The organism is Kiritimatiellia bacterium, from assembly GCA_025054615.1.
GTDB lineage: Bacteria > Verrucomicrobiota > Kiritimatiellia > CAIVKH01 > CAIVKH01 > JANWZO01.
Genome location: JANWZO010000005.1, coordinates 1 through 18104, shown reverse-complemented (window position 1 = coordinate 18104; position 18104 = coordinate 1). Strand labels below are relative to the sequence as shown.

Here is an 18104-nt window from a genome sequence, read left to right as displayed (position 1 = left end):
ATGATGGCGAATGGCGTGAAGGATAACCGCGATTCTCGACGAATCGCGGTAGCTTTCCCATCGGGGATTATCTATCCAACTGTGCTGGGCTCGGCTGCCGCGGTCTGGGTCCTTGCCCAATCCCCCTTCTCCCCGCTGCCCGGACGCGATGCATCCGCGCTAACGGGCTATGCCGGTTACCAAATCTTTCGCCCTCTGGGTACGCCCATCTGGGGATCAGCGATATCTCTACTTTCCTTTTTCTTCCCCTCGGCGCTTGTCGCCACTGTAACTCTGCAGGCCATCCTTGCCGGCGCCACCGCGGCCTTTCTGAATGCCATTCTATGGAATTGGCAAATCACTAAAGCTTCTGAATCGGTGGATGCACATGCCCGTCGCTCGGCGTCAATATTTGGAACGTTATTTTGGATCGCATCCCCCTCATTCGTTCTAACCTTTTCCTATCCCAGAGCCGAGACACTCGCCTTGGCCCTGCTCGCGGCGGCCGTCTTCGTCTTCCAACGTTATCTCCTCTGCGGAGGACGTACTCTCCTGCTGGCCTCCGGAGCCTCATTCGGTTTGAGCGCAACAGACCATGCAGCCGCTGCACTGCTTCTTCCGATAGCGATCCTTGCAGCTGCGACGCGAGCGTCGTTGCGCCGTGAAACTCTCTGGCGCGACGGCGCTCTCCTCGCGCTCGCCGCGGGGATCGCCTTCGCCATGGTCGTGCTGCCCGCTATCCGGATTTTCCTGTCGACACCAGCGGCAGCCTGGCGTGAAGCCGACTCGTGGATGGAGGCCGTGCGCCTGTTCTGGCAAGAATATATGGCCAGAGGTCCGCAATCGATTCCAAAGGTTGGCTGGCTGGCCATCTTTGCGCTGGCCTTCGTGCCGCTGCCGTTTTTGAGTCTGCCGGTGGCGCCGCCCCGGCCGGACGCGTTGAATTTTGGCCCCGCCCTCTTTCGGTTCATCGCTCTGCCCGTTATCGCAAGCGTGATTCTGCTGAACTTTTCCGGAGCCCCGCTTCGAATCGCCCAAACGGATTCGGCGCTCCCGCTCGTCTACTTTGTTGCGGCACTATGGGCAGGTCGACTTTGGGGTCAGAATTACGCATGGCTGGCTATGCGACTCACTCTGCGCCGTAAATCGAGCGGTCTGACCAAGCGGCAACGAACTTTATATCTCGCTTGGCTTGCAGCAGGACTGCTGCTCTGCGCCGCCGCAGCGTCGGCCAATCGGCCCACCGTGGCATCGGAAGTCGCGTCAGCCGCGCGGGCCCTTGCTGAAACCATCGTTAGTCATGCACCCGAAAACGCCATCGTGGCCACAACGGGCGAGCTCGACGACCATCTGATAATTGCCGCAAGCCACGCGGCTAAGCCGATTCGCTTCGTAAACGTTCGCGCGGCTACCCGCCTCCCTTATCTTCGCCATCTGGCATCCATCGACCCAACATTTGATCCAGGTTGGGTGGAACGCGCCGGACTGGAACCGGTCCTGTCGCAATGGCTCGAAAAGACATCCGCCGCTGGCATACCATGTCTCGCCGTCGCGCCGCTCGATATGCTGGCGCCCCCACATCAGTTGTTCCGTCCCGATCTCTTCGCCTATCGACTTGCCCCCTCCGATCAGGATCTCGATGTCTCGATTTTGCTGGAGACAGCCGACCGGCTTGACCGAATAGCGCCCATTCAAATTCCGCCGGACTGCGCAAGTCCTGCAGCAGCAAATTTTGCGAGATGGTTCAACCGATATATGGGCCGGCTCGCCAACGAGGTCGGCGTGGAATGGAACCGCCTGCACCGAAGCGATGAAGCCCTGCGGGCGTTCAGCCGCGCCCTCGAGTTCGATCCTGATAACCCGGTCGCGCATATCAATCGTCTGCTGCTCCTGCAGCGTATGGGCAAACCCCCGGAAGATAAATTTTTGGAGCAGGCGAGAGCGGTGCTTGGCCGGTTCGCGGGACATGGCGGCGGGCTGCCTTTTCAAGCTGCCTTCGGCCGTGTCGCCATTTCGGAGGGTCAGATTACGCCAGTATTTCCCCCTTCGTCTTTGGAACCTTCGGCTGAACATCACCCCCTTGATGCGTACACCCGGCTCCTGGCTGAGGGACGCCATCAAGAAGCCCGGGCGCGTCTGGACGCCTTGCTCGAGGCTGATCCTGCCAATACACTGGCGCTTCGGGAGCGCATCGCATGGCATCTGCGCGATAGAAAATTTGATGCAGCCCGCGCGGACCTCAGGGCCCTTCAAAAACAAGGCGCCGCGGTGTGGCAGATTCAGGCGTTGGAAGGGGAACTGCTGTTGGCGGAAGGGCGGTTAGAGGAGGCCGCGGAGCATTTTCGCGCACTGTTGCTCAAATATCCATCGCTTCCGGAAGCTGCGCTGGGCCAAGCCACCGCGTTGGGCCGTTTGGAACGCCTCGAGGAATGGCGGAAGATTCTGCCGGATCTCGATCGGCTTTCCAGCAACCACCCACCGTCCCTTCGTTATCTTGCCCAGAACGCGGCCGCGAACCGCGATTGGTCGCGCGCACGGCAATATCTCGAAAGCTGCAGGGTGCTGGAGCCTTTGAATGCTGAAGTTTTGGAAGCCCTCATCCATCTCGATTTCACTCAACGCGATGCCCAAGGGTTGGAGGAGCATGGCGCGGCGCTGCTACAACTCCATCCCCATCACCCACTGGGATGGTATGCCGTGGGGACGTCCGCCGCATGGGAAAATGACTGGGAGCATGCGGCGCGCGCCTTCGAAATGGCGGCATCGCGCGCGCCCAGTGTATCCACGCTCAATGATTGGGGCTGGGCCCTCCACCAAATCGGCCGACATGAGGAAGCGCTTTCCAAATTGGATGAGGCCCTCCAGTTTAACCCAGACGCCGCTCGCACGTGGGCCACGCGCGGCCTCGTCGCTCTCCATGCCAGTCGGCCGTCCGAGGCGGTCTCCAATCTGTTGACGGCCATCACCAAGGGCTCCGACTCGCCGGATGTCTGGGACGCTCTAGCGCGCGCCTACGAATCGGCGGGCAATCGCGACGAAGCCGAAAGGATTCGCCGGGAAAAACTCAAATAACAGGGTTCGGCGAAGAGGAAATCTCTTCGCCGATCACGCTCACCCTCGGATCAACGAAGCCTCAGCCACAGAACTCTTTGTCGCTTGATCCCGCATCGACCTTTTTTGCAAGGTCTTGGGCATGACGCGAATCGTTTGCGCGACCAGCGTGGCGCTGGGCCGCGAAGCGTTTTCGACCCTGGGTGAGGTGGTCTGTGTGCCGGAACAGGAGATTTCTCCGGAGATCGTCCGGAACGCTGACCTCTTGATCACCCGCTCAAAGGTCCGTGTCGGTCCCTCCTTGCTCGAGGGCAGCCGCGTTTCGTTCGTGGCCACCGCAACCGCGGGCTTCGACCACATTGACACCGACTACCTTTCCACCCGTGGAATCGCATGGACCGCCGCGCCCGGTTGCAACGCGCACAGCGTCGCCGAATGGGTCGTCGCCGCGCTCCTCGAACTCCATGCGCATCGCGGTGTACCGCTCGAAGGCAGCTCCATCGGCATTATCGGGGTCGGGAATGTCGGATCCCGCGTCGCGGCGCTCGCCCCTGCGCTGGGCCTTGCGCCACTGCTCAATGATCCACCTCGCGCGGCCTTGGAGCCCGGTCCTCAGTGGTTGGATCTGCGCTCGCTGCTTTCCCGGACCGATATCATCACACTGCATGTTCCCCTCACGGACACGGGCGAGTACGCGACGCGAGAGATGGTCAACTGCCGATTCCTCGAAGATATGCGGCCGGGATCCATACTCATCAATGCCTCTCGCGGCGAGGTTGTCGATGAGGATTGCCTCCTGCTTGCCCTGGAAAAGGGATGGCTTGCAGAAACTGTTCTCGACGTTTATGAAAATGAGCCGGCCATCGATCCGCGGGTCGTCCGCAGCGCATTCCTGGCCACACCGCATATCGCAGGCTATTCCTACGAGGGACGCGTTCGCGGAACGATCATGTGTTACGAGGAGGCCTGCCGATTCCTCGAGGTGGAACCCCGCTGGTCGCCGCCCGTTTTTACTTCAGAGGCAACTCGAACCCTCTATGTTGATCCGCGGGGTCGGTCCGACTTGGAGGCCCTCCACGATGTGGTTTCCCAAGCCTATAACATTCGCGCAGACGATACTGCCCTGCGCAACGGCATGGATCTGCAACCCGAGGAGCGGCGCGCGCACTTTCAGCGACTCCGGGCGCAATACCCGGATCGACGCGAGTTTCCGTCGTTTAAGGTGCGCCTCGCCGCACCGGCACCGTCGCTGGAGGAAAGGCTTCGCGTCCTGGGATTTCAAGTGGATCCGCACTGATCGCCGGCATAAGCCCTAACCTTTTTATGCGACCTGCTGCAATCCACCGTTGGCTCTTCATAGCCATCTTCGCCCTTGCGGTTGCTGTGCGATCGGTCGGGCTGTTTCGCGGACTTGAGACCGGCGCCAGCTTCCATCCAGATGTGGCAAAGCAGATGGTCGCCGTCCAAAACTACCTACGCGGTATTTACGTTTGGTATGTGGGCTCGCTCGCCTATGACGGCTACCCCTACGGACTCAACCATGTCGATGAGTGGCTGATCCGAGCGACGTGGCCGACCGTTCGATACCTCGTTTCAACTCTCCAGCCAGCGGTCGAACTGCCGAATCGTCCTTCACAGTCTCACATCCATCACATCGCGCTTCTGTTCCGCGTTCTGTATGGGATAATCGCCCTGGCCGTCTTTTGGGGAATTCTCCAAAGACTAGACCTTTCTCCCGCGTTGCGCCTGCTCTGGCTTCTCGCGGCCGCGCTCTCGCCGATTTTGTCGGTCGTCACACATACCGCCACCGGCGATGTGGGGACCGACCTTTTCGCCATCGCGGCGATCGCCCTTTTTCTCAGGGCTCGTAATACGGATCCATCTCCCCTTTTGTTTTTTGCGTGCGGCGCGATGTGCGGCCTCGCCTTCGCGTGCAAGTATCACGGCCTGCTGGCCATTCTGGCGCCAGGCTTCTGGCTCCTCTTGGCGCCGCTATCTTGGAAACGCCGCTTTGCATGGGGCGCCGCGCTGGCCGGCGGCGCGATCGCCGGCTTCGTGCTTCTCACGCCGCATGTCCTTTGGAAAACGGAGAAAACCCTAGAACTGATCTGGCTCAACTTTCATTACATCAGGAACTATGGGGTCTCGTCGGATTTCCTTGCCCTGCCCTTCGGCTCCCGGCTCCGGATAAGCCTCAGCAGCAATGTCCCGATCGTCCTTCATACGATCGGCTACTCGATGGTCACGTTGAGCGTCCTGGCCGCCATCGCAGCGGCGCGCAAATATCTTCAAAATCGATCGATTGAATCTGCCTGGAATCTGTCGGCCATCGCCGCGCCGTGGGTGGCGATCGTCCTTGCGTTGATCGGAAAACCCGAGGTCCAACCGTTTCATTTTAGTTTCTTGCCGCTGATGCTGATGGCTGCCTCGGCTGCGACGGCGGCTTCATCTCGGTTCCCCTTCCGGGCATGCAGCGCCATCCTACTCGCCTTCGCCGCCGTCGAATACGCTCGCATCCAGCGATGGGAATGGTTCCATTGGAGCCGCGAAGACACCCTTAGTATCGTCGAGCGGGCTGAGGATCAGTTGGCAATCTCGCTGGATCCTTCCGAGAGAGTCACTGCCGTCGGTTTTTTGGCGGTCGAGTCGGAAAATCTTTCAGTCTTCCGGAACCGGCCTCGCGTGGTCCGCGTGCCGGGCGGCTCCGTATGGACCAACGCGCCGCAAGCTTTTCTGCCATCCACGCCCTGGCCCATCAGCCGGCACTGGATATTTGCCGACCTGCCGGCGTTTCCCCGCGAAACCCGCCTGGCCGTCATCAAGCCCCGCGAACCCTTCCGGCGAGGGGTCGTTCAGAGCGAACTCTCCGGCGATCTGTCCGTCCTGGTTTGCGCTGGCCCCCGCGAAGCGTTCGTGGACCTGCGTGTGGACGGGGAGCGCCAATCGTTCCTCCTGCCGGCCTACGAATCGCGATCCTGGACATTCCCCCGTGAAAAAGCACGACCGTTTCAACGCGGTCCTTATGCCGGCCGCGCCTTTGATGTGCAGATTGACGTTCGCGGATCACCGATTCTTGTCCGCTTCGGGCCACCCCCGGAACCCCTGGTGGAATCGCAGATTATTTCTGCAAAATTGGCTCGCGCCCGCTTTTTCAGCGGGACCAACACCGTGGGCAGCGGCGCTTTCGGGCTGCTTCGCTTCGCCGCACTGACGCCCGGGCGGTATGCTGTGGAGTTGAATGCCCCAACGGAGAATACGCCCACCCTGATCGTCAACAACCTCCTCGTCAAACATCCGGATCGGGCAATCCGCGTCCCGTTCGAACAGACCAATGGCGTCTGGCTCGCCGAGTGGACCAACACCCCTCAGTCCCTTTTTTCCAGCATAGAAGTCGACTGCGGCAGCAATGCGGCGCCAATTACAATCGCTTGGAACATCCGACCGCTGGAGGCGCTCGAACCTGTCGCGCCTGCCCCGCCCCCGTGGCAGCCGCAGTTCTCCTTCGCAAAAGGTCGTTGGACGCTCGGAAACCTTTATCTGCCACCTCGTCTGCCGGCTCGCGCGTCCTTCGCTATAGAACCCCGGCTCAAGGCCTCGCCCAAGGGACTCGAGGACCTTGACGAGGTGGCGTTTTTCATCCATCTCCTCGATTCAGAAAAACGCCAGGTCTACGCGCAAGACATCCCCTTGGAACGAATCCCGTCCCGGTATGATGGCGCGCTCCTCGCGCAGATGATCGGCCCGCTCGACCTACCGCCCGGCCGGTACGAGGCATGGATCGGCTTGTATCATCCGCGCACCGGCAAGCGAGTGAAGCCGGATGCGCCCCACGGTCGAGACCGGCGCGTTCACGCAGGCTCCATCGAGCTATACTGACGGCCGCGCCACGCGCCGAGAGTGCAGTAGGTGAGCTCGCCTAGATGCCCCGCACTGTGACTGCGCGGATCCATCTTGCCGAAAAACACAACTGCTGCTTATCCCCGAGACAAAAAGACGCGAAATTTCCATCGCATGGAAAACCAGCGCGCGAGGTTTTCCATGCCATGGAAATTCCATGGCATGGAAAAAATTCTTATGAGCGAACGCGTGCGCGCACGCGCAGGCGGAGGGCGTTTAGCTTGATGAAGCCGGTCGCGTCGCCCTGGTCATAGCCACCCGCGCCCTCGAAGCTCGCCATGTGCGGGTCGTACAACGACCGGGCGGCCTTTCGGCCGGCCACCGTGGCGGATCCCTTGTAGAGCTTGATCCGCGCGGTGCCTGTGACCGACGCGGCGGCCTCGTCCATTGCTTTCTGCAGCATCTCGCGCTCGGGCGAGTACCAGAACCCGTTGTAAACGAGCGCGGCATATCGAGGAATCAAACTGTTGCGAAGGTGCAGCACCTCGCGGTCCATCGTGATCTGTTCGACAGCCTCGCGGGCGCGGTGCAGGATCGTGCCGCCCGGCGTTTCATAGACGCCGCGGCTCTTCATGCCAACAAACCGGTTTTCCACCAGGTCCACGCGTCCAACCCCGTGCCGGCCGCCCAGTTGGTTAAGCGCCTGCATGACCCCTAGCGGCGACAGCCGCTGGCCATTAACTGCCACGGCGTTGCCGTTTTCGAAATCGACCTCGACATATTCCGGTCGGTCCGGCGCGGCTTCCGGGCTGACCGTCAGCTTGAACATGTCTTCCGGCGGTTCCGCCCATGGATCCTCGAGAATGCCGCCCTCGTAGCTGATGTGCAGGAGATTCCGGTCCATGGAATAGGGCTTTTTCGACGTGGCTTCGACGGGGATCCCATGGCGGGCGCAATATTCGAGCATCGCCTGTCGCCCGCTGAACTGCTGGCGAAACCGCTCTTCGCGCCACGGGGCGATGACCCGAATGTCCGGCTTCAGCGCGTAGGCCGTCAGTTCAAAGCGCACCTGGTCGTTCCCCTTGCCGGTCGCGCCGTGCGCGATTGCGTCGGCGTTCTCCGCGATGGCGATCTCGACAAGGCGCTTCGCGATGAGCGGCCGTGCAATGGACGTGCCGAGCAGATAGCCGCTCTCGTAGACGGCGCCCGCGCGAATCATTGGGAACACAAAATCACGGGCAAACTCTTCGCGAAGGTCGTCGATGTAACATTTCGACGCGCCCGTCTGCCTCGCTTTTGCCTCGAGCCCCTCGAGCTCCTCCTCCTGTCCGATATCCGCTGCAAAGCAGATCACTTCTGCGCTATACGTTTCGCGAATCCACTTGAGGATCACGGACGTGTCCAGACCGCCCGAATACGCAAGCACCACTTTCATGAGCTAAATCGCCTCCTAAATCCGCTCGACGTTACAAAATCGATTTCGGTTGCCAAGCGCGAATGCCGCGGCGAAGCGCCGAAAGCGCGCGCGATCAACGGAAGCGCCGAATGATCACGCCGCCGGATTTTTCGTCGTGCTCCAGCTCGATCAGGCCGCGCGCGGCCATGTCCTCGAGGAGGCGATTGAACGAGCGGTAGCCGTAGTACGATTCGTTGAAACCTGGGCGTCGTCGCTTGAGCGTCTGCTTGACCATGGACCCCCAAATCTTTTCGTCCGACCCGCGCTCCTCCGCGATGGCTTCGATCGTCTCGAGGATGAGATCGATCGCCTCTTGCACATCGCCCATTTTTTCCGAAGGGCGGAGATGGGCCCGGGAATCTCCCGGCGCCTCCGGCGATTTTTTGGGGGCGCGGGAGCGCCGCGCCGGACGCTGCGCACGGACGAGATCGTCGTAGTAAATAAATTCGTCGCAGTTCGCGATCAGTAGGTCCGACGTGGATTGTTTCACGCCCACGCCGATCACGGTTTTGTTGTTCTCGCGCAACTTGCTGACCAGCGGGGAAAAATCCGAGTCTCCGCTGACGATCACGAAGGTATCGACATGGGGCTTGGTGTAGCAGAGATCGAGCGCATCGACGACGAGGCGGATGTCGGCGGAGTTCTTTCCGGACTGCCGAATATGCGGAATCTCAATCAACTCGAAGGCCGCCTCGTGCATGGCTGCCTTGAAGTCGCGGTAGCGCGCCCAGTCGCAGTAGGCTTTTTTGACGACGATGCTTCCCTTGAGCAGCAGTTTTTCCAGCACGAGGGCGATGTCGAACTTTTCGTATTTCGCCTCCTCCACGCCCAGGGCGATGTTCTCAAAATCACAAAAGACGGCCAAATTTGCGGTTTCCGGCGATTTGCTCATCGGATCCTCCGGTCCGCGGCGGGGCAGCATTCTCAACCGCCCGGCCGATCGGGACGCACGGCGGCGAGTCTATCGCATTCGCGCAGCGGCTTCAAACAGCGTGCAACGCCGGCCAGCCGGCGCGCAAGGGGCGCATTGGCGGACCAGCCGCCGCCAGGCGGCCGCGGGGCGCTCGGCATCCCACTCGGCCGCGTTCCACTGGGTAGCCCAACGCCCCGTGATGCGTTCTTCGCCCGGGCGCGGCAGGGGATCCGAGCCATGCAGGATCGCAAATCCTTTCGCGCGGGCGTGCCGCAACAGCGGAGGCTCGGGAAAAGAATGGGGCAGCAACGCCGTATCGGCGAACGCAAGTTCGCCAGGTGAAAACTCCTCGAGGCACGATCGAACCAGCCGGCCGCGCGCGCCCCACCACTTGCCCAGGCCCCACGGCAAGACACAGATCGCGCCCGATTCTCGCACGAGTCGGATGGTCTCCCGAATCGGCAATCCTCCGTGGATGGAAACATCGGCGCCAAGCGCCAGCACTTCGATGCGTTCCCGGGTGACTATCTGACGCCCGGCCAGCACCAGCAGCACATCGGCTCCTTTGCGGGCACGTACTGCTTCTTCTTCCAACGTGTTCTCAAACAACCACCCTCCGTCTTCGCGCGAACCGCTTCGCAGCGACTCAAATTCGTGCTGACCCTCCCGCTCAGCGAGGCACAGCAGGCGTACGTCCGCACGAGGCAACTGCCGCGCGGCCGCATCGAGCTGATCGCCAAGGCTGAAGAAGGGGTAAACGTGAACGTGCGTGTCCGCAACGATCTTCATACCCGTCGCATCATGTACGCCTGGCAGCGGAGATGCAAAATGGTTTGCGCCTGCCGCCGAGCTTGTTCATGCCCGCTTGTTTCGAGGCGGGCTTTGGAGATATGCTTCCGTCAGGACGGGCCCTGGTTCGAACAGCGGCCGTCGTAAGTTGTCAATACGCATCGACGACTTGGCAGGAGGTACCCCATGAGCAAGGTTCTGGTGTTGTTGGCGGAAGGTTGCGAAGAGATCGAGGCTGTAACTGTGATCGACGTTTTGAGGCGGGCGGAATTTTCGGTGACCGTCGCCGGTCTCAAGCCGGATGTGATTCGGGCCTCGCGCGGCGTGAAACTCGCGCCCGACACGGTGATCGACGCGGTCAATCCGCTGGACTTCGATGCGATCGTCGTCCCAGGCGGCTATGGCGGCGTTCAAAATTTGATGGCCGACGAACGCGCACTTCAGGCTATCCGCAAATTACATAGCGCGGGCCGATGGGTCTGCGCGATTTGCGCCGGTCCGCTTGTCCTCGAAAAGGCCGGTGTGCTGGCAGGCCGTAGAGCAACGTGCTACCCGGGCGTGGAACTCAAAACAACCCAGCGAGTGGATGATCGCGTCGTGGTCGATGGCCGCCTAATCACTAGCCAAGGTCCGGCGACCAGCATGGCATTTGCGCTGGAGATCGTCAAACAGTTGGGCGGAGCCGACCTCGCCCAAAAAGTCGCGTCCGCCCTGCTGGTTTGAGCAGCGAAAGAGGAATTGGTGCGCGGCTGGCCGAACGAATGATCGTCGGAGGCGTCGTTCAGCGCGGCGGAAGAATGCCTTCGGCGACCAACCGGGCGTCCATTTCCGGCGTGAGCGGAATGGGAAGCGGCGGCAGGCCCTGCCGAATAACTTCGAGTTGATATTCCTGCAGGTGCTTTTCCAGTTCAGCGCCCGTGAAGCGCGGCTGCGGAATTTCGGGAGGCGGTTCGGGCTGGGCCGCACGTGCGCGGCGGCGCTCCTCCCATGTGGGGCGGACGGCCGATGATTGCGGCGGCGGATTCGGAGCCTGCTGCGGCTCGATTGCGCGAACCTCTCCGGAGGCTATTTTGATTAGCGCCATTTCGCTACCATGCCGCAAAACGGCCTCCTCGTCCTTCCAGCTCGCGGAAACTACCTCGATGCCATCCTGCGATTCGCCAGGCATCAGTAGATAACTTTTCCCGGTACGCGTATCAATAAAGCCCACTTTCATGCTTTCGCCGTCATTGACGTCGACGATCATCGACAGCCGCAGGCTTTTCGCGAATGACTCGGCCGGCGGCTTAGGCGGCGGAGCCGCTGTTTCCGGCGCTGGCAGGTCGCCAAACGGCTTTCGCTCGAGGATCACTCGATATCGGTCAAAGGGATATGGCTGATCTGCCGCGGAGCAGGCCAGCGCGGCGGCGAGCCCACAGGCGAATCTGCAAGACCACTGGACAAATCGAGTCACCGGTTTCAACCATATCGCACATGAGGCCCAATTCCAAGTCCGCGAACGCATCGCCGCGACGCGTGATCTCGATCACAAGCCTCCAGAATCCTCGGTTGAAGGAATTGATCCGCTTGCAGAAACGACCGTATCGCGATGAACGCGGTCTGGTGGTGGTCGAGGGCTACCGCGAGGTCAAACGCATGCTCGACAACGGGCGCGCACCGCTCGCCCTCTTTTTTGCACCGGAATTTTATCAGGGGGCAAACGAGCCGGAGATTGTGCGCCGCTGCGCGGAGGCCGGCGCGGAACTCTTTGAGTGCTCGCGCGAGGCGTTCGCGAAAGTGGCGTATCGCGACCGGCCGGAAGGGTTGATCGCTCTGACCCGACAGGTTCGCCTGCGCCTTGCGGACTTGTCACTCCCGGAACGCCCGCTGCTGTTGGTTGCGGAGGCCATCGAAAAACCGGGGAATCTCGGCTCTCTGTTGCGCTCTGCCGACGCCGCCGGCGTTCACGCCGTGATCGTCTGCGACCGATGCACGGATATTCACAACCCCAACGTCGTCCGGTCCAGCATCGGCACGCTGTTCAGCCTGCCAGTCGCCGAGGCGGAATCGGAGGAAACGCTCCGCTGGCTCCGTGAGCGGGAAATTCGAATCGTTGCCGCCACACCGCACGCCGAGCGCGAATACACCGAAGTCGACATGACGGTCGGAATCGCGATCGTCGTCGGCACGGAAAAATTCGGGCTGAGCGAGAAATGGATGTCCGCGGCGGATGAGCGGGCGCGAATTCCGATGTTTGGCCAGATCGATTCCCTCAATGTCGCGGCGGCGACGACCCTCCTTTTGTATGAGGCGGTGCGCCAGCGGCGTGCCCGTGGCTTAATTCCCGCACGCGCGAATCGGCTGTAAATCACGGCGTTGCCCGCGCCTGCCGTGGCGCCCTCGCAAGCGGTCCGAACCTGCATCGGTGCCATGGATGGCCGATTTGGCCCCTCGCCCGCTCAGGGCATGACAAAATGTTCCGTGTAGTCCAAAGGCCCGATGAAGGGACCGAGGTCTATCTTCGCCTTCAACGCATATTTGCCGCCTGATTTCAGTTTATCCAGAGGCACGACAAACGTGTTCTTGTCGGTCGGCTGCTCACCGCCCGCCGGCCAGGTGCCCTCGATAATCGCGGGACCGCGTTCTTCCGAGATGGTGACCTCGACCTCGCGGCTCATGCCCGTCTTCGGAACAAGGCGAAGCCGCCCCATGCGCACATTCCCCGCGAAGACCGACTTACCGCCAACATTATCGAGGCTGAAGGTGAGGGTCGGCGGCTGAAGGATGTCGCGAGGCGATATTGATCCATCGCCCGTCAGAACACCCGATGGTGCGCCGAGCAGGAGAAAGCTGGACAAGATCGGGTCTCGCCGCAGTATCACTTCCGCTCTCAACAGCAACGTGCCGGGCAACCGGCTTACCGCGGAGATCGTTATTACGTAGTCCACCGCCGCGCCCTCCCGTGTGGACTGCAATCGAACGTCCCGAAAGACGACTCGCGTGTCTTCACCCTCTTTCTGCCGAGATGCGGGAAACCGCTCGACATTTCGGCCCGAGGCGCTCCACAAATGCATCGCCGCAGGCAGAGCCTCATGCGCGGCGGGTTCCAAAACAAACAACACCCAATCGGATGCGGATGGGCCGTATTGTAGAGCCCAGGAGACAGAGCGGACATCCGAAGCGCCTTCGAGCGGAACCAGCTCTCCTCGGCGCCGCACGCCGATGTGATGCAACGGCTGGAATGTCAAGGGTCGAAAATCTGCCGGAACCGGCTGAAGCGCCCCTGCGGCCAGGGGCTGCTGAGCGCTACTGATCGCAAATGGCTCCGGAGTCGCCGAGTATACGCCATCCGGAGGTTTCGCCCAACGGTTCGGCGCAACCCCTTTCTGCGCGTCTTTCAAATTGGCGCGGTAATGTGGATCATACCGTAGCCGCGTCCCGGGCGCGAAGGCCATCCACGGCACAAGACGATTCGAATCCCCGACCCGGACCTCGATTCCCTCCGGTCCCACATGGACGATCTCGCCGCGCAGCGGAGCGCCATTCAACAGGACCGGCCGAGTTGTCTCCTGCGACCATGCAGAGGACGAAATCGCCGCGGCGACTATCATCCAAACAGCCCTATGCATGCTTGCATCCTACAAGGAGGGTCGCCTTTCGGCAACCGATCGATCCAGGATAAGGGTTGATTGTTGCCGAACCACATGACAAAGTTTCGTGTGCTCCTCTCACGGAGGGGTGGCTGAGCGGCTTAAGGCACTCGACTCGAAATCGAGAGACCGCCCAAAAGGTGGTCCGTGGGTTCAAATCCCACCCCCTCCGCCATATAAGCGCCCTGGCGCCGATCACACCTGGGCTCCTTGCTCCATTTCGCAGTATCCCTTCCAGGCATTTTGGATTAGATTAGGTAACTGTATGAAATCGATCCAGTCTGCCCTCCTTTATGCTCTTGCGGCGAGCGCGCTCGCCCTGTCCACCGGTTGCGAGACAGACTCCGCAGATACGTTTATCCGCGATGTCTCCGTCAATTATACCGGCTTTTACAGGCCCTGCGATGGCAGCAAGGCCATCGTCCAGCACAACAGCGGCAATCGGATCCGTACGCTCGACTTGCGCCAGAATGGGGACCGGCTGGAAGCCGTGGACAACAACGGCAACATCTGGCGAGGTTCGCTTGGAGAACCCCAGGGGGGCCGATCCTCTTTCGAGCTGCGGGGTCGGACGTCCACCGGTGTGGAAGGCGTCTTTTCAGGGATTCTTTCCAGCAGCGATGCCGGAGTAACCGGCGCCGTATCTTCCGTCCGCGGCACGATGACGGGCACATATATTGAACCGGACCGTTTCAGCCCTTTCTGCGGCACGGCGACCATCCCGGGGACCCAGCCCGGAGGCGGCGGTGGAGGCGGGGGCGGCGGCACAAACACAAACGTCGTCATTCGCATCACTTCGACGTTTGGCTCGCATGCAGGCCTCACTCTCGGCCTGTGTTGCGGGGATTTTCTGAAGTTCCTCCGCCGCGGATAAGCGCATTCGGTCTGCGGATGCGCCCGGGCCGGAGTAGGCCGTCCTGCCGTCAACCGGTGTGCGCCCTTGCCTTGCGTTCAAGCGCCATGTGCGCACGCACCAGCTCGCCCGGATTGGCCTGAGCCGCAAGTAGCGACAATTCTCCACACCACACCACCGCGCCGCAAATGGCGGCGAGCCGTTTCCTGTTTTCTCCCGCCGGACGGTTCGCCCGGCACCCCAGTCGTTCCAGCGCCCTCTCCACAAAGGGCAGGTCCTTGCCGCTGCCCACGGTTCCGACAATGATGTGCGGAATCGTGCACGCGAAATACAGGGAACCATCGGCCTGAACTTCGGCTGTCACAAACCCCTGAGAACCCTCGACGATATTCGCCGCGTCCTGCCCGGTCGCGAGGTAAAAGGCCAGGAGCATGTTGGCAAAATGGGCGTTTGCGGCCCGAAGCCCCCCCGCGAGCGCGGTGCCCATCCAATTTTTTTTCATATTCAGGTCAACAATCGATTGCGGAGCGACCCGAAGCCGGGTCTCGCAAATCCTCGCGGGCACGAGGCCTTCGGCGATCACATAAACCCCTCTGCCGAGAATCCCGTTGACCGCGGAGGGCTTTTTGTCCGTGCAGAGGTTCCCTGAAATCGACACGTACTTGAGCGCGGGGTACTCGCGTAGAATCCAGTCTAACAAGGACTCGGCCGCTTTCGTAGCCATGTTGTGGCCGGCGGCATCCCCCGTATCGAAGGAGAAACGAACGTAAAGCTGCCGCCCCACCACCTGACAATGAACGCCCCGCAGTCGGGCAAAGCGGCTCGTCGCGGCGGCAGCCGCCTCCATTTCCGACATTCGCGAACGGATCGCCTCCGCGATCCCAGCCGCGCTGGCTGCGTCCGCCGCCTCGACGACCACGGAACGGGTCATGCACTGGTCAAGCACTACAACCGTGATCCCGCCGATCTCCCGCGTTACCCGTGCCCCACGGTCGACAGAGGGCCAGAGCGGGCTTTCGTAGGTCGCAAGAGGAACCTCGGTGTCGCCTTCCACCTCACTTCCTTTGATGCGTATCGGCCCCACCCATTTCAGCGGGACGGCGGCCACTTCCATCTCGCGCTTCATGGAGGCCATGTTCCGACTCACGCTAATATCCCGCAAGCGGAATGTGCCCCATCCTTGAGCGGCACGGACAGACAGGCTATCGTCACGGCATGACGCGGAGCGAGACCCTTGAGCAAAAAAAGCGGCGCGCCAGGGAAATTTTGGACCGTCTTCGCCGCTCGATCCCTGAGCTCCGTTGTGAACTGGACTTCAACACCCCGCTGGAGCTAGCGGTTGCCGCCATCCTTGCTGCGCAATGCACGGACAAACGTGTCAACCAGGTGACGCCGTCGCTGTTTCGTCGCTATCGCAACGCATCCGACTACGCCAACGCCGATCTCCGGGAGCTGGAGGAACTGATCCGCAGCACGGGGTTCTTTAGAAACAAGGCCAAAAACATCAAAGCTCTGGGGGCGGCACTCGTGGAGCGGCACGGAGGAAACGTCCCATCCGAGATGGACGCCCTGCTCCGTCTTCCGGGCATCGGCCGAAAAACCGCCCATCTGCTTAGGGCCAACGCGTTTGGGCTTCCGGGTTTAATTATCGATACCCATCAAATCCGCGTGAACCAGCGGCTTGGCCTGACCTCCCATCGGGACCCCGAAAAAATCGAATATGATCTGCAAAAATTGCTGCCCGAGAACGACTGGACCGACTGGTCGCACGCCATCACGCTGCACGGGCGATATGTCTGCACGGCTCGCGCGCCGAAATGCAACGAATGCCCGCTTACCGACCTGTGTCCGTATGTTCAATCCATGAGTGGACGACGCGGGCGCGAAAATGGATCTGGGCAGAGGCGGTCCTCGCGATCACGTGCGCGAGAACGGTCCGCTTCGTGAGCTTATTCCACCCGCGCATGTGCGGCAGCGCTATGTTGCGCGGTTGACAGAATGTGCGAATCGCCTAGCCTAACTTCATGAGAAAAGTGTCCCGCGCCGCGATCGCCGGCCTTGTCGTGTTGATCATCTGCGTTGCGGTCCCGCCAGGACTGGCGCAGGAATTCAGACTGACGCCGCCACGGGATATCGTCGCCAACCCGCAACGGTACTGGGCGAGGGGCGTGGTCTTTCGAGACACACTGTTGGCCATTCCCTCTTCGGATGAAGTCGAATTCGCCGGCCGAACACTCTACAAATTCACTACGCGAATCATCGGCGATTGTTACGCAGACCGATCCATCGCGCCGGTGCTCCGCAACTTTCAACCCGGAAATGAATACATTTTCACGGCCACGGTTTTGAGCGAGAATCGAGGGCTGATCCGGAAGCGAACTGAGTATCGTGTCGTTGTTGAGGGGGTCGCCGCCCCCATGCAGGAGGCCACCAGCCTGACTCCTATAGCACAAGCTCTCGAAAGGGCCTTGCAAGGCGACAACCCCTTTGCCGCGCGGCTGCAGGAATTGCGCAATCTCATCATCCGGCTGCAGGAAGCGGTCACCGCCCTTGCCGCATCGGAACAGGCGCCGAGGGAAGATTATTTCAACCCGAAATCACCGCGCTTCGAAAAGCTGATGGCTGCGGCGCGGCGCATGGTGGCCGAACTGGGGGTCGAAGCCAAGACCCCGCCACAAGAAATGTATGCCGAACTCCTAGTCGCCATGACGGCCATTGTGGAAAACCATGTGCCGCTGGAGCCATCTCCCCCTGCGACCCAGCCGGATCCTCAGCCCCAACAGCCTCCCTCTGCAGCGACATCGGTTTCGCCTCCCCCGGCCGAAGCACAGGACGACACGCCGAAGACGGGCACCTCACCACCGGCACAGGAGATGCCATCGGTTCCCGAACCGGCTGCCGAGCTCACTGTGGTGCCCATTCCCGAACAACCGGCCAGTCCTGAACGCGAGCCCGAAACAAAGCCCGAATCGGTGGTCCAGCCTGCGCCGGAAAAAGACGGATCCCGTAGCGAGAAGCCAGCTCGCCGCTCCGTCCGGTCAAAGTGGCAAATCCCCATCCCGCGCGAAGTGCCCACAGAGCCGGCGACCCGGCCAAACACAGATTGATTGAATTTCCGCCCGCAGCAAATCCGGCGCAACACGGCAATCCCACCCCGAAGAGTTCAGTTGCCTTTCGCGCGGGAATGCCCTACATACGGTCGCATCGCCGGCGTAGCTCAGCTGGCAGAGCAGCTGATTTGTAATCAGCAGGTCGTCGGTTCGAATCCGTCCGCCGGCTCCAACCTCTAGAATGATTATGGTGCGGCTCAAATTGTGATCACGAGGTGGTATGAGCCCGTCGAATCGTCCGGCTGCAAGACGCCTTCAGGGATCCAATACGTCAAAGTGTTGACAAAAATTGAATTTTGGGGAAGTACTTTTCCTTGTGGGGCAAATGTTGAGAAAAGATTCAGGGTTCGATGAGTCTCCCCAAGATGAGCGTCCCGAACAGGGCGAGAGGGTGGTTACTCGTCGTCGCGCGATCAAAATCGGGCTGGTCACGCTGGCGACGGCCCTCCCGATATTGATGACCATAGCGCCAAAAGAGGCGCGCGCA

Annotated in this window: 14 protein-coding genes and 2 tRNA genes; 10 read left to right on the top strand and 6 right to left on the bottom strand. The window is 61.1% G+C overall.

The features are described 5' to 3' along the window. Positions 1-15: 15 nt before the first annotated feature. The 3 genes from NZ740_03380 to NZ740_03370 all read left to right on the top strand — a co-directional run bounded on the left by NZ740_03380 (position 16) and on the right by NZ740_03370 (position 6906). The gene (locus NZ740_03380; protein MCS6771050.1) at positions 16-3051 is read left to right on the top strand and encodes a hypothetical protein; all 3036 of its coding nucleotides are present in this window, start codon (positions 16-18) and stop codon (positions 3049-3051) included. Between the two features lie 121 nt (positions 3052-3172). After that, on the top strand, positions 3173-4327 hold the full coding sequence (locus NZ740_03375) for a 4-phosphoerythronate dehydrogenase (protein MCS6771049.1): 1155 nt from the start codon (positions 3173-3175) through the stop codon (positions 4325-4327). Positions 4328-4353: 26 nt separating this feature from the next. Next, positions 4354-6906: a glycosyltransferase family 39 protein gene (locus NZ740_03370; GenBank protein ID MCS6771048.1), complete on the top strand. Its 2553-nt coding sequence runs from the start codon at positions 4354-4356 to the stop codon at positions 6904-6906. Between the two features lie 196 nt (positions 6907-7102). Here the strand turns inward: NZ740_03370 and NZ740_03365 are convergent, their stop codons facing one another. From NZ740_03365 to NZ740_03355, 3 genes are all read right to left on the bottom strand, one after another. Further along, positions 7103-8302 (bottom strand): argininosuccinate synthase, encoded by a 1200-nt coding sequence (locus NZ740_03365; protein MCS6771047.1) that lies wholly within the window; start codon positions 8300-8302, stop codon positions 7103-7105. Between the two features lie 94 nt (positions 8303-8396). Further along, positions 8397-9215 (bottom strand): NYN domain-containing protein, encoded by an 819-nt coding sequence (locus tag NZ740_03360; protein ID MCS6771046.1) that lies wholly within the window; start codon positions 9213-9215, stop codon positions 8397-8399. Between the two features lie 69 nt (positions 9216-9284). Beyond that, positions 9285-10025 carry a hypothetical protein gene (locus tag NZ740_03355; GenBank protein ID MCS6771045.1) on the bottom strand — a complete coding sequence of 247 codons (741 nt, stop codon included), beginning with the start codon at positions 10023-10025 and terminating at the stop codon, positions 9285-9287. 186 nt (positions 10026-10211) lie between these two features. On the opposite strand from NZ740_03355, the gene NZ740_03350 reads away from it, so the two are divergent. Continuing rightward, positions 10212-10748 carry a DJ-1/PfpI family protein gene (locus NZ740_03350; protein ID MCS6771044.1) on the top strand — a complete coding sequence of 179 codons (537 nt, stop codon included), beginning with the start codon at positions 10212-10214 and terminating at the stop codon, positions 10746-10748. 58 nt (positions 10749-10806) lie between these two features. Here NZ740_03350 and NZ740_03345 read toward each other — a convergent pair whose 3' ends face one another. Then, positions 10807-11478 carry a hypothetical protein gene (locus tag NZ740_03345; GenBank protein MCS6771043.1) on the bottom strand — a complete coding sequence of 224 codons (672 nt, stop codon included), beginning with the start codon at positions 11476-11478 and terminating at the stop codon, positions 10807-10809. Positions 11479-11540: 62 nt separating this feature from the next. On the opposite strand from NZ740_03345, the gene NZ740_03340 reads away from it, so the two are divergent. Continuing rightward, positions 11541-12371 (top strand): RNA methyltransferase, encoded by an 831-nt coding sequence (locus NZ740_03340; GenBank protein MCS6771042.1) that lies wholly within the window; start codon positions 11541-11543, stop codon positions 12369-12371. Between the two features lie 92 nt (positions 12372-12463). Here the strand turns inward: NZ740_03340 and NZ740_03335 are convergent, their stop codons facing one another. Then, positions 12464-13633 (bottom strand): hypothetical protein, encoded by a 1170-nt coding sequence (locus tag NZ740_03335; GenBank protein MCS6771041.1) that lies wholly within the window; start codon positions 13631-13633, stop codon positions 12464-12466. A 103-nt stretch (positions 13634-13736) separates the two neighbouring features. Between NZ740_03335 and NZ740_03330 the strand changes: the two genes are divergently transcribed. Together NZ740_03330 and NZ740_03325 are read left to right on the top strand one after the other, a co-directional pair. After that, a tRNA-Ser gene (locus NZ740_03330) sits at positions 13737-13829 on the top strand. Between the two features lie 90 nt (positions 13830-13919). Beyond that, positions 13920-14528, top strand: a complete 609-nt coding sequence (locus NZ740_03325; GenBank protein MCS6771040.1) for a hypothetical protein — start codon at positions 13920-13922, stop codon at positions 14526-14528. Positions 14529-14577: 49 nt separating this feature from the next. Here NZ740_03325 and NZ740_03320 read toward each other — a convergent pair whose 3' ends face one another. Then, entirely contained in the window at positions 14578-15633 is a 1056-nt protein-coding gene (locus NZ740_03320; GenBank protein ID MCS6771039.1) for a hydroxymethylglutaryl-CoA reductase, read from the bottom strand. A gap of 89 nt (positions 15634-15722) precedes the next feature. Between NZ740_03320 and nth the strand changes: the two genes are divergently transcribed. From nth to NZ740_03305, 3 genes are all read left to right on the top strand, one after another. Then, positions 15723-16454: an endonuclease III gene (gene nth / locus NZ740_03315; GenBank protein MCS6771038.1), complete on the top strand. Its 732-nt coding sequence runs from the start codon at positions 15723-15725 to the stop codon at positions 16452-16454. A 77-nt stretch (positions 16455-16531) separates the two neighbouring features. Continuing rightward, the gene (locus NZ740_03310) at positions 16532-17614 is read left to right on the top strand and encodes a hypothetical protein (GenBank protein ID MCS6771037.1); all 1083 of its coding nucleotides are present in this window, start codon (positions 16532-16534) and stop codon (positions 17612-17614) included. A 99-nt stretch (positions 17615-17713) separates the two neighbouring features. Then, a tRNA-Thr gene (locus NZ740_03305) sits at positions 17714-17789 on the top strand. The last annotated feature ends 315 nt before the right edge of the window (positions 17790-18104 follow it).